This window comes from Actinomadura harenae, assembly GCF_003696215.1.
GTDB classification, from domain to species: Bacteria; Actinomycetota; Actinomycetes; order Streptosporangiales; family Streptosporangiaceae; genus Spirillospora; species Spirillospora harenae.
In genome coordinates this window covers 1-11,984 of the sequence record NZ_RFFG01000171.1, presented here as the reverse complement: position 1 = coordinate 11,984, position 11,984 = coordinate 1, and the positions used below count along the sequence as shown (strand labels likewise).

Annotated in this window: 12 protein-coding genes; 9 read left to right on the top strand and 3 right to left on the bottom strand. The window is 73.1% G+C overall.

Going from position 1 to position 11,984, the window contains the following annotated elements; translation table 11 throughout:
* The coding region (locus EBO15_RS41005; RefSeq protein ID WP_325051986.1) for an N-acetylglucosamine kinase at positions 1 to 728 on the bottom strand (728 nt) is incomplete at its 3' end.
* A 61-nt stretch (positions 729 to 789) separates the two neighbouring features.
* Between EBO15_RS41005 and EBO15_RS41000 the strand changes: the two genes are divergently transcribed.
* The 9 genes from EBO15_RS41000 (at position 790) to EBO15_RS40960 (ending at position 10,779) form a co-directional block, all read left to right on the top strand.
* Positions 790 to 1,755, top strand: coding sequence for a MurR/RpiR family transcriptional regulator (locus EBO15_RS41000; RefSeq protein WP_122199845.1), 966 nt, complete (start codon positions 790 to 792; stop codon positions 1,753 to 1,755).
* On the top strand, positions 1,752 to 2,648 hold the full coding sequence (locus EBO15_RS40995) for an N-acetylmuramic acid 6-phosphate etherase (protein ID WP_122199844.1): 897 nt from the start codon (positions 1,752 to 1,754) through the stop codon (positions 2,646 to 2,648). The genes EBO15_RS41000 and EBO15_RS40995 overlap by 4 nt, the downstream gene beginning before the upstream one ends.
* Before the next feature lie 277 nt (positions 2,649 to 2,925).
* Complete coding sequence (locus EBO15_RS40990) at positions 2,926 to 4,422, top strand: phospholipid carrier-dependent glycosyltransferase (protein WP_147481885.1); 1,497 nt, start codon at positions 2,926 to 2,928, stop codon at positions 4,420 to 4,422.
* A complete protein-coding gene (locus tag EBO15_RS40985; protein WP_378236788.1) occupies positions 4,419 to 5,054 on the top strand; it encodes an HAD family hydrolase in 636 nt (211 codons plus the stop codon). Before EBO15_RS40990 ends, EBO15_RS40985 begins: the two co-directional genes overlap by 4 nt.
* Positions 5,055 to 5,081: 27 nt before the next feature.
* Positions 5,082 to 5,573, top strand: coding sequence for a DUF6912 family protein (locus EBO15_RS40980; protein ID WP_122199842.1), 492 nt, complete (start codon positions 5,082 to 5,084; stop codon positions 5,571 to 5,573).
* A gap of 108 nt (positions 5,574 to 5,681) precedes the next feature.
* Positions 5,682 to 7,310 (top strand): L-glutamate gamma-semialdehyde dehydrogenase, encoded by a 1,629-nt coding sequence (gene pruA / locus EBO15_RS40975; RefSeq protein ID WP_122199841.1) that lies wholly within the window; start codon positions 5,682 to 5,684, stop codon positions 7,308 to 7,310.
* Between the two features lie 49 nt (positions 7,311 to 7,359).
* Complete coding sequence (locus EBO15_RS40970) at positions 7,360 to 7,893, top strand: urease subunit beta (RefSeq protein WP_147481884.1); 534 nt, start codon at positions 7,360 to 7,362, stop codon at positions 7,891 to 7,893.
* Positions 7,894 to 7,903: 10 nt separating this feature from the next.
* Complete coding sequence (locus EBO15_RS40965) at positions 7,904 to 8,617, top strand: HAD family hydrolase (RefSeq protein WP_122199839.1); 714 nt, start codon at positions 7,904 to 7,906, stop codon at positions 8,615 to 8,617.
* Between the two features lie 203 nt (positions 8,618 to 8,820).
* Positions 8,821 to 10,779 carry an acetoacetate--CoA ligase gene (locus EBO15_RS40960; RefSeq protein WP_122199838.1) on the top strand — a complete coding sequence of 653 codons (1,959 nt, stop codon included), beginning with the start codon at positions 8,821 to 8,823 and terminating at the stop codon, positions 10,777 to 10,779.
* A gap of 7 nt (positions 10,780 to 10,786) precedes the next feature.
* Here EBO15_RS40960 and EBO15_RS40955 read toward each other — a convergent pair whose 3' ends face one another.
* On the bottom strand, positions 10,787 to 11,398 hold the full coding sequence (locus EBO15_RS40955) for a hypothetical protein (RefSeq protein ID WP_122199837.1): 612 nt from the start codon (positions 11,396 to 11,398) through the stop codon (positions 10,787 to 10,789).
* 105 nt (positions 11,399 to 11,503) lie between these two features.
* Positions 11,504 to 11,984 (bottom strand): C40 family peptidase (locus EBO15_RS40950; protein WP_147481883.1); only part of this gene is annotated, 481 nt, incomplete at its 5' end.

Genomic DNA, 11,984 nt, shown 5'->3' with positions numbered 1-11,984 from the left:
CGGGCCAGCGTCGTGGTGCCGCCCGGGCCGAGCGGGCCCCCGGTGACCGCCGCCCCGGCGAGGGCCAGGGCGGGTGCGGGGGCCGCGGCGGGACGGTGCTGGGCGCGCTGGTGACGGGGGGTGACGGAGCCCAGTTGTGCCAGCACGGCCTGGCCGAGCAGCGCGCGCGGCACCGACTCGGTGAGGAGGGTGGGGCGGCTGCGGCCGTCCAGCGCGGCGAGCGCGGCGCGCACCGCCTCGCGGCCGAGCCACACCGCCGACCCCTCGTCCCCGACGAGCCAGCCGTAGCCGTCCGCGCGGCGGACGATCGTGCCGTCGCTGATCACCGCGGCGCCCGCGCCGGTGCCGGAGAACACCACGATGCCCTTGGGGGCGCTGGTGCCGGCGGCGAACGCCACGGCGATGTCGGTCACGACGGCGGGGGATCCGCGCAGACCGCAGGACTGCCAGGCGCGCCGGGCGGCGGTGACCGCCGCCGGGCGCCCGGCCGAGCCGGCGCCCGCGATCCCGAACACTCCGGTGAGGACGAGTGATCGGTCGACGTCGCCGAGGGCCTCGCTCAGGGCCGTGGTGAGGGCACCCGCGGTGTCGCCTCCGGAGTTCGGGTTCGCGCCCGGACCGTTGCCGGTTCCGGCCACCGCTCCCCCGAGAGTCAGCAGTACACAGCGGGTCTTCGTGCCACCCGCGTCGATGCCGATCACGTAAGGACCGGCCAAATGGGTCAACACATGGCGACCGTAGCCGTTTCTACCGTTGACGGAACATCGCGGGGGTAAGAAAATTTCTTCCATGAGGAAACCCACCGGCTCAGAGTCGGGGAGTAGTGGGGGTGGGGCGACCCAGGACACAGCACGGGACGAGGCGGCGTCGCAGACGCCGCTGAGCACCGTGGTGCGGGTGCGGTCGCTGCTGCCCTCGCTTCCACCGGCGGAGCGCAGAGTCGCGCAACGCGTCATCGACGATCCCGAGGGGGTCGCCAACTCGACCATCACCGAACTCGCCCAGAACTGCGGAACCTCCGAGACCACGGTCATCAGGTTCTGCCGGGCGATCGGGTTCCATGGTTATCCAGAGCTGCGGTTGACCCTCGCGACGGAAGCGGGGAGGGCCCAGAGCGCCACCGGCGGCCGGGTCATCGGCAGCGACATCAGTCCGGACGACTCCCTCGAGCAGATCGTGGAGAAGGTCACCTTCGCCGACGCGCGCGCCGTCGAGGAGACGGCGTCCCAGCTCGACATCAAGATGCTCGAGCAGGTCGTCGACGTCATCGTGGCGGCCGACCGCGTGGACGTGTACGGGGTGGGCGCCAGCGCCTTCGTCGCCCTGGACTTCCAGCAGAAGCTCCACCGCATCGGGAGGAACTGCTACGCCTGGTCCGACGCCCACATCATGCTCACCAGCGCCGCGCTGCTCGGCGCGGGGGACGTCGCGGTCGGGATCTCGCACACGGGCTCGACGGTGGAGACCATCGACGCGCTCGAGGTCGCCAAGAGCAAGGGGGTCACCACGGTAGCCCTGACCAACTTCCCCAAGTCGCCCATCGCCGAGGTCGCCGACCTCATCCTGACGACGGCCGCGCGGGAGACCACGTTCCGATCGGGGGCGACGGCCAGCCGGCTGGCGCAGCTGACGGTGGTCGACTGCGTGTTCGTCGGGGTCGCGCAGCGCACCTTCGGCCCCACCCGAAAGGCCCTTGAGGCCACGTTCGAGGCGGTCCGCGGCCGGACCGTGCGACCCGACCGGAGGCGTCGGTGATCGAGGTTGACCTGCCCACCGAGGGCCGCAACCCGCGGACCCTCGACGTCGACACCCTCCCCACCCTGGAGGTGCTGCGCCGCATCAACGCCGAGGACGCCACAGTCCCCGCCGTCGTCGCGGCCGTCCTGCCCGAACTCGCCGTCCTGGTCGACCTCGCCGTGGAGTCGCTGCGGCGCGGCGGCCGGGTGCACTACTTCGGCGCGGGCACCTCGGGACGCCTGGCCGTGCTGGACGCGGCGGAACTCCCGCCGACGTTCGGCATGTGGAACCGGGTCGTCGCCCACCACGCGGGCGGCCCGGGCGCGTTCACCCAGGCCGTCTCCGAGGTCGAGGACGACGTGGACCTCGGCGCGTCCGACGCCGCCACGGTCGAGCCCGGCGACGTCGCGATCGGCGTCGCCGCGTCCGGACGCACCCCCTACGTGATCGGCGCCCTGCGCGCGGCCGCGGCCGCCGGGGCGCACACCGCGCTCATCTCCTGCAACCCCAAGGCGCCGTACGGCGACGAGGTCGCCGTCCACATCCCGCTGGCCACCGGACCCGAGGTGATCAGCGGCTCGACGAGGATGAAGGCGGGCACCGCCACCAAACTGGTGCTCAACTCGTTCTCCACCACGCTCATGATCAGGCTGGGGCGCACCTACTCCAACCTGATGGTCAGCGTCAACGCCCTCAACGCCAAGCTCCGGGCCCGCCTCGTCCGCATCCTCACCGAGGCGACCGGAATGGACTCCGCCTCCTGCGCCGCGGCGCTGGCCGAGGCCGGGGGGAACACCCGCGTGGCCCTGGTCAGCCTGCTCGGCGAGGTTCCCGCCGACCGCGCCACCGTCCTCCTGGAGGAGAGCGACGGCGGCGTCCGCGAAGCCCTCCAACGCCTCCAGTCGGCCTGACCGGTCCCGGAGGGGCGCCCGCAGCAGCCCCCGCACCCGCTGCGGGCCCCCGCCGGACGGGCCTCCGGCGCCGCGTCCCCGACGCCGCGTCCCCATCGCGGGGGCGCGGCGCCGGCGGCCTCGGCCACGGGCTCGTCCGGCCTCGGCCACGGGCTCGTCCGGCCTCGGCCATGGGCGTCCCGAACCGGCCACCCGCCCCCTTCCCCAGGGCGGACGGAACGCCGTTCGGGAGAAGTCGGCCGGGTCAGAGGGGGTTCCTGCCTACACTGTGGCGGATATGACCGAGCTGACGGTCCGGGAGGGCGTCCCGGACGCCGGGACCGCCGGGCCGCCGAAGTCGCGCGCCGCGCGGTCGCGCTCGTTCGCCCGGACGCACTGGCTGTTCCTGTCGCTGCTGGCCGCGGGCGCCCTGCTGCGCGGGACGGCGATGCTCGGCTACCGCTGGGTGATGTGGTTCCCGGACTCGAGCGACTACCTGTCCGGGGCCGTCAACCTCAATCCGAACCTCGTCCGGCCGAGCGGCTACTCGCTGTTCCTCTGGCTGGTCGAGCCGCTGCACAGCCTGGCCGTGGTGTCGCTGCTCCAGCACCTCATGGGGCTCGCCGTCGCGATCATGGTCTACGTCCTGGCCCGCCGGGCGGGCGTGCCCCGGTGGCTCGCGGCGGTGGCGACCGTCCCGGTCCTGCTGGACGGCAACCAGGTGCAGCTCGAGCACATGCTCATGTCGGACACGCTGTTCGGCTTCCTGGTGACGGCGGCCGTCACGGTCCTGCTGCTGCGCGCGACGGGCCGCCGGACGCTCGTCCTCGCCGCGGCGGGCGGCCTGCTGCTCGGCCTCGCGACGATCACCCGGTCGGCGGGGCTGCCGCTGCTCGGGGTCGCGGCGTTCGTGCTGCTCGTCCGGCGGGCGGGCTGGCGGCCCCTGGCGGCCATGCTGGCGGCGGGCGTGATCCCGGTCGTGGCCTACTCGTCGTGGTTCGCGGTCGATCGCGGGGAGTTCACGATGACCCGCAGCACCGGGGTCTTCCTGTACGGGCGGGTCGCGCCGTTCGCCGACTGCAAGAAGATGGACGTCCCGGTCGAGCAGATGCCGCTGTGCCTGTCGAGCGACCCGAAGGACCGGTCCGTCCGCGACTCCTACATCTGGGGGCCGCGCGCGCCGCGCTACCGCGTCGAGGCGACCGGCTTCACGCCCGAGGGGGAGCGGCTGGCGTTCGACTTCGCCGTCCGCGCGATCACCCACCAGCCGGGCGACTACGCCAAGGTCGCCGCGACCGACCTCGGCCGGACGCTCCGCTGGGACCACCCCACGTTCCCGGACCGGACGACCTACGAGCACTACCTCTTCGGCACGAAGACCTTCAATCCCGACCAGTCGGCCGAGCCCTACGTGCGCGCGTACGACCCCGACTACCGGCCGACCAGGGCGACCGGCCCCTACGCGTCCTTCCTGGGCGCCTACCAGAAGGTCGCCTACCTGCCCGGCACGGTCCTGGGCGTGATCACGCTCGGCGGCCTGGTCCTCATGATCCGCCGTCGTCGCTGGGACGCCCTGCTCCCGTGGCTGATCGGGACGGTCCTGCTCGTCGTCCCCGCGCTGACCGCGCAGTTCGACTACCGGTACGTCCTGCCCGCCGTCCCGCTGATGTGCCTGGCCCTCGTGCTGGCCACGCGTCCCGCCGATCCGAAGGGGCGTCCCCCGGAGCCGGGGGAGATCATCGAGCCGACGCGACTTCCCGGACGAATCCGGAGTCTCCTAGCATCGAGGGTGTGACCCCCCGAGCAGTGATCACCGATTGGGGCGGGGTGCTGACCTCCCCGCTCGACCGGGCCGTGAACGCGTGGCTGGACGCCGACCGGATCGACGTGGACGGCTACCGGACCGTCATGCGCGCCTGGGTGGGCCAGGCGTACGACGGCGTCGGCCAGAACCCGATCCACGGCCTGGAGGACGGCTCGCTCGCGCCCGCCGAGTTCGAGCGGCTGCTCGCCGCCGAGCTGCGCACGGTCGATGGCGGCCCGGTCCCCGCGCCGGGCCTCATCGAGCGGATGTTCGCCGAGTTCGCCCCGGTCGAGGAGATGTACGCGCTGCTCAGGGAGGTCCGCGAGGGCGGCGCCCGGACGGCCCTGCTGTCCAACTCGTGGGGGAACGCCTATCCGCGCGAGCGCTGGGCCGGGCTCTTCGACGCCGTGGTGATCTCCAGCGAGGTCGGTCTCCGCAAGCCGGACGAGGCGATCTTCCGGCACGCCGTGGACCTGCTGGGCCTCGCCCCGGACGAGTGCGTCTTCATCGACGACATCGTCCACAACACGCGGGCCGCCGAGGCGCTCGGCATGCACGGCGTCCACCACACCACCGCCGGCGGGACGCGCGCCGCCCTGGCGTCCCTCGGACTGCTCCCCTGACCTGCGGTGTGGCAGACTGACCGGGTCATGCGCGTCTATCTGCCGTCCACGCTCGCCGACCTCGCCCGCGTCCTCTCGGACCGCGAGGTGGGCCCCGCGCCGCTGACCGCCTACGCCGTCACGCCGGAGCTCCAGGAGTGGTACTCGGCGGGCGACATCGAGGAGTTCGAGTACGCGGCGATGACGTCCGCGGCCCGCGCCTCGCTGCGGCTGCTCGCCGGCGACCCGGACGCCGAGCCCCGCCGCGTGGTCCTGGCCGCCGAGGTCCCGGACGCCGTGGTCCGCGCGGTCCGCGACGAGGACGAGCCCGCCCGCGTCGAGATCACCGCCGTCGTGCCCTGGAAGAAGATCGCGTCCGGGCACGTGGACGACACGGCGGCCGAGGCCGACGTCCGCGCCGCCGCGCTGGCCGTCCCCGCCGCCGACGCGGGCGACGACGACGCGGCCTTCACCGTGGACGGCGCCGAGGGCCACGAACTGCTCTGGTACGCCACCCAGGAACTCTCCGACCTGCTCTGACACGCCCCGGCGACCCCGCGTAGGGGTCCGGCGACGCCGCGTAGGGGTCCGGCGGGGCGGGTAGATCTCCGGCCACCGACGACGATGCCGAAGATCAGGGAGCCTTCCATGGACGCCGTCACGAACGTGCCCGTCCCCGCCAACGAGCCGGTGAAGGGGCACGCGCCGGGGAGTCCGGAGCGGGCCGCGCTGGAGGCGCGGATCAAGGAGATCGGCGGGGAGAACGCCGAGCTGACCATGACGATCGGCGGCGAACGGCGGCTCGGCGGCGGCGAGCCCATCGCGGTCGTGGAGCCGCACCGCCGCGCGCACGTCCTCGGGACGATGGGCAACGCGACGCCCGCCGACGTCCGCGCCGCCGTGGACGCCGCCCGCGAGGCGGCCCCGGGCTGGCGGGCGCTGGCCTTCGACGACCGCGCCGCGATCTTCCTGAAGGCCGCGGACCTGCTGTCCGGCCCGTGGCGGGCGACACTGAACGCGGCGACGATGCTCGGCCAGTCCAAGTCGGTGCAGCAGGCGGAGATCGACGCCGCCGCCGAGCTGATCGACTTCTGGCGGTTCAACGTGGCGTTCGCGCGCGAGCTGCACGCGACCCAGCCGGTCAGCTCCCCGGGCGTGTGGAACCGGATGGAGTACCGGCCGCTCGAGGGGTTCGTCCTGGCGATCACGCCGTTCAACTTCACCTCGATCGCGGGGAACCTGCCGACCGCGCCCGCCCTCATGGGCGACACGGTGGTCTGGAAGCCGTCGCCGACGCAGCAGCTCGCCGCGCACCACATCATGCGGCTGCTGGAGGCCGCCGGGCTGCCGCCGGGCGTGATCAACCTGGTCACCGGGGACGGCCTGGCCGTCTCGGAGGTCGCGCTCACCCACCCCGACCTCGCCGGGATCCACTTCACCGGCAGCACCCGCACCTTCCAGCACCTGTGGCGGACGGTCGGCGAGAACATCGCGTCCTACCGCGGGTACCCGCGCCTGGTCGGCGAGACGGGCGGCAAGGACTTCGTCGTGGCGCATCCGTCCGCCGACGTGGACGTCCTGACGACGGCGCTGGTCAGGGGCGCGTTCGAGTACCAGGGGCAGAAGTGCTCGGCGGCCTCGCGCGCGTACGTCCCGCGGTCGGTCTGGACCCGGATGAGGGACGGCTTCGTCGGCCAGGTCGAGTCGCTGACCATGGGGAACGTCGCCGAGGACCTGAACCTGTTCCTCGGCGCGGTGATCGACGACCGGGCGTTCGCCAAGCACGGCGCCGCGCTCGACCGGGCCCGCGCGTCCGCCGCGATCACGGTCGAGACCGGCGGCCACGCCGACGACTCGGAGGGCTGGTTCGTCCAGCCGACCGTCCTGACCTGCACCGACCCCGAGGACGAGATCTTCACGACCGAGTACTTCGGGCCGATCCTCGGCGTCCACGTGTACGAGGACGGCGACTACGACGCGATGCTGCGGCAGATGGAGAGCGTCGCGCCCTACGGCCTCACGGGGGCGATCGTCGCGCAGGACCGGGCGGCGATCGCGGCCGCCACCGAGCGGCTCCGGTTCGCCGCGGGCAACTTCTACGTCAACGACAAGCCGACCGGGGCCGTGGTCGGGCAGCAGCCGTTCGGCGGGGCGCGGGCGAGCGGGACCGACGACAAGGCCGGGTCGATCCTCAACCTGACCCGCTGGGTGAGCGCGCGGGCGATCAAGGAGACCTTCGTCCCCCCGGTCGACCACCGCTATCCGCATATGGGGTGACGGGTAAGATATACGCGATGAGCTGGTAAAACGTGGATCTGGGGGTGCTGTGCGGCGAGCTGTGGGGGCCGCGCTCGCCGGGCTGGCGGTCGCCGGGACGGCGTCCATCGTGACCACCCCCTGGTCCCAGCGCGGCGAGGGGCCGGTGGACGCCGCGCAGGCCGCGTCCCGGCTGCGGCTGTCCGCCGATCCGGCCGTCCGCGTCCTCGGCGCCGACCGGCTGACCGCGAACGGGCGGTACAGCTACTCCTTCACCGTCACCAACACGGGCGACCGTCCCGTCCGGGGCCTGGTCGCGCGCAGCGAGAAGATCGTCGGCGGACGCGCCGGGACGGCCATGCACATCGAGTCGGTGAGCGACCCGTCCTGCCACCGGTTCGAGCGGGTGATCTGCAGCTTCCCGACGCTGCGCGCGGGGGAACGGCGCACCGTCGAGGTGGTGGGCTCCACGTCCGCCGCCCGCCGCCCGGGGGACGTCCTGCACATCAACACCTACCTCGCGACGTTCGCGCCCGGGGTGCGCGGCCAGGTGTCCTACGACGTGCTGGGCCGCCCGGTGTCCACGGTGACGGCGTTCGGCTAACCTCGCGCCCATGCCCCCCATGAACCGCCTGGTGCTCTGGAACGTGGACCACACCCTCGTGGACGTCGGGCGGGTCACCAGGGACGCCTACGCCGAGGCGTTCCGGCGCGTCACCGGCCGTCCCCTGGTCCGCCTCGCCCCCACCCCCGGACGCACCGAGTCGGAGATCATCTTCGAGACGCTGGCGTTCAACGACATCGTCACGACCGACGACCACCTGCCCGCGTTCGTGGCCGCGCTCACCGAGGCGTTCGCCGCCCGACGCGCCGATCTCACCGTGCACGGGCGCGTCCTCCCGGGCGCGCACGAGGCCGTGTCCGCGCTGTCCCGGCTGCCGGGCACCGTCCAGTCCGTCCTCACCGGGGCGATCCGGCCGAACGCCGAGCTGAAGCTGACCGAGCTGGGCCTGGCCGGGAACCTGGATCTCGTGGCGGGCGGCTACGAGAACGGCGTCTACTCCAAGGCGGCCTTGCTGGAGCTCGCGCGCACGCGCGCGGGTGAACGACATGGAACGGCGTTCGGTGAGAAGGGGACCGTCTACCTCGCCGACCACCCCCGCGACGTCCAGGCCGCGCGCATCGCCCGGTCCCCGATCATCGCCCTCGCCACCGGCAGCGCCACGGCCGCCGAGCTGCGCGCCGCCGGGGCCGACGCCGTCCTGTCCGACCTGACCGACACCGACGCCGTCGTCCGAACCGTCGTGGAGCTGGCCGAATCCTCCTGAATCCACCTGAACTTTGCGGATTCTCCTGAACCTCCCGGTAGGCCGCCCGGTGGTCCCGGCCGACGCACGTCAGCCCCGCAGGTGTGGGCCGTCCACACGTCCGGAGGGGAATCGTCCGAGGTCGTGAGGGTTGCGCCGGACGGTTCCGGGGTCCGATCCTGGGTACGCCTCGCCACGTGGCGGGGCTGGAGGGGAGTTCACGCATGTCCCAGCAGGTGCCTGAGGGTCTTCCGCTCTGGCGGCCGTCCCAGGAGGTGGTGGACGACGCCCGCGTGACCCGCTACCGGAACTGGCTGGGCGACCGGGGCGTCGCCACCGGCTCCTACGCGGAGCTCTGGGAGTGGTCCACGACCGAGATCGACGCCTTCTGGGACTCGATCTGGGAGTACTTCGGCGTCCTCGGCGAGCGCGGCGACGGCCCGGTGCGCTCCGGCGGGACGATGCCGGTCGACGGCCTGCGCTGGTACCCGGACGCGACGATCAACTACGCGCGCAACGCCCTCCGGCTCGTCCCGGGCGAGCCGGACGACACGGCGATCGTGTTCCGGTCGGAGGCGGGCGGCCACCGGGTGATCACCCGCCGCGAGCTGGCCGAGCACGTCGCCCAGGTCCGCGCGGGCCTGGCCGACCTCGGCGTCGGACGCGGCGACCGCGTCGTCGCCTACGTCCCGAACATCCCCGAGGCGCTGATCTGCTTCCTCGCCGCGGCGTCGCTGGGCGCGATCTGGTCGTCCTGCTCGCCGGACTTCGGGGCGTCCTCGGTGATCGACCGGTTCGCGCAGATCGAGCCCAAGGTCCTGATCGCCGTCGACGGCTACGCCTACAACGGCCGCGAGTTCGACCGGCGCGGCGTCGTCCGGGACATCGAGGCCGCGCTGCCCACGGTCACCTCGACCGTCCTCATCCCGTACCTGGACCCGGCGTCCACGCCGGACGGCCTCCGCGCCGGCATGTCCTACGCCGACCTGCCCAAGGCGGGCGCGGAGCTCGAGTTCGAGGACGTCCCGTTCGACCACCCCCTCTGGGTCGTCTACTCGTCCGGCACGACGGGCCTGCCGAAGCCGATCGTCCACGGGCACGGCGGGATCGTCCTGGAGCACGTCAAGGCGCTGTCCTTCCACCAGGACCTCGGCCCCGGCGACGTGTTCTTCTGGTACACCACCACCGGCTGGATGATGTGGAACTACCTGGTCGGCGGCCTGCTGGTCGGCGCCACGGTGGTGATGTACGACGGCGCGCCCGGCGACCTCTGGCAGCTCGCCGCCGACAACGGCGTGACCTACATGGGCGTCGGCGCGCCCTACATCACCGCGTCGATGAGGCTGCACCGGCAGCCCGGGGAGAAGTACGACCTGTCGCGGCTGCGCGGCATCGGCTCGACCGGCTCGCCGCTGCCGCCCGAGGGCTTCGCCTGGGTGTACGAGTCGGTCGGAGCGAACCTGCTCGTCGGCTCCTTCTCCGGCGGGACGGACGTCTGCACCGGCTTCATCGGCCCGTCCCCGGTGCTTCCGCTGTACGCCGGCGTGCTCCAGTGCCGCGGCCTCGGCGCGAAGATCGAGGCGTTCGACGAGGACGGGCGCCCGGTCATCGACGAGGTCGGCGAGCTCGTCCTCACCGAGCCGATGCCGTGCATGCCGGTCTTCTTCTGGAACGACGAGGACGGCCAGCGCTACCGCGAGTCCTACTTCGACATGTTCCCCGGCGTGTGGCGGCACGGCGACTGGCTCAAGGTCCGCCCGGACGGCGGCTGCGTGATCTACGGACGTTCCGACTCCACCCTGAACCGCGGCGGGATCCGGATGGGCACCGCCGACTTCTACCGGGTCGTGGAGGCGTTCGACGAGATCGCCGACAGCCTCGTCATCGACACCGGGCGCCTCGGCCAGGAGGGGCGGCTCCTGCTGTACGTCCAGATGGCCGAGGGCGAGGAGTTCACCGACGAGCTGGCCGGCCGGCTGAAGCGCGAGATCCGCTCCGCGCTGTCGCCCCGGCACGTCCCGGACGAGTACCACGTCGTCCCGGGCGTCCCGCGGACGCTGTCGGGCAAGAAGCTCGAGGTGCCCGTCCGCAAGATCCTCCAGGGGACGCCGGTCGAGAAGGCCGCCAACACGGGCGCCATGGCGAACCCAGAGGTCCTGAAGTACTACACCCAGGACGACTGATCGCGACTCACTTCCGACGCCCCTCGCCATAGGCGAGGACGTCGGATCGCCTATAGAGGCGGCGGACGCGTCCGCCGCCCAGCCGTTCCTCGTGCGCGGGCGTGGGCCAGCCCGCCGGAGGACGCTTGGCATAGACGGTGGCGCTCGACTGGGCCAGCCCGAGGATCCGGGCGGCCTCGGCGAGCGTCACCAGGTCGTCCGGGTTCTCCTCCGGCCGCGCCTCGTCCGCCGCGTGGTCGGCGTACCAGGCGGACCATTCGGCGTCGTCCCAGTACAGCGCCTTGCCGACCTGACGGGCCGGGGCCGGGTGGCCGTTGTCGGCCCGCTCGCTCCACAGCTGCTTGAGCCGGTGACGGCTCAGCCCGTGCCTCGCTCCGAGCCCGTCGCGGGTGAGAAGGCCGTCCGGGATCTCCTCGGACGACCTACTGCCCCGCGCCGCGTACCACGCGTCCCAGGCCGCGGCGTCCCACGCCTTCTGGGAGCCGACCGTCCCGGCGGGCTCGGGGTGGCCGTTGGCGGCACGCTCCCGATACCACTTCTCCAGCGTGCTGCGCCCGATGCCGTGCTCGGCCATCAGGTCCGCGCGGGTGTAGACGCGCCGTCCGTCCAGGAAGGTCATGGGCTCGATTATCGGATCACCGGCCGCGGCGCGCCGCCGGGACTCTCCCGGGGCGCGCCGCAGACGGACGAACATGGATGGTCGAACACTGATGGACGAAACCGGTCAGGACAGGGTGGCCGGCAGTGCCGGCAGCGCCTTCCATCCGGGACGCGCCGCCCCGGTGAGCTGCGACCGGTACCAGCCGCGGAGCCGCTGGAACGTCACGGTCTTCCCGGAGTGCGGCGAGTGGATGAACCACCCGCGCCCCGTGTAGATCCCGACGTGCCCGAGCCCGTGGAAGAACACCAGGTCGCCGGGCTTCAGCCGGTCGGCCCGCACGTGGTGCCGCGTGCGCCGGAACTGGTCCGCCGCGATGCGCGGGATCCTGACCCCGGCGTGTCGCCACGCCTGCTGGGTCAGCCCCGAGCAGTCGAACCCGCGGCGCCCGCTGCCGCCCCACACGTAGGGGCGTCCGAGCTGCCGTGTCGCGTAGTCGACGGCGCGGGCCGCGCGCGCCTCCCAGCGCCGCGCCAGTAGCGCGCGCTGCCTGAGGGCGGCCTGCCGCCGCACGGCGGCCTGGGGTGCGCCGGGCTCGGCCCGCCCC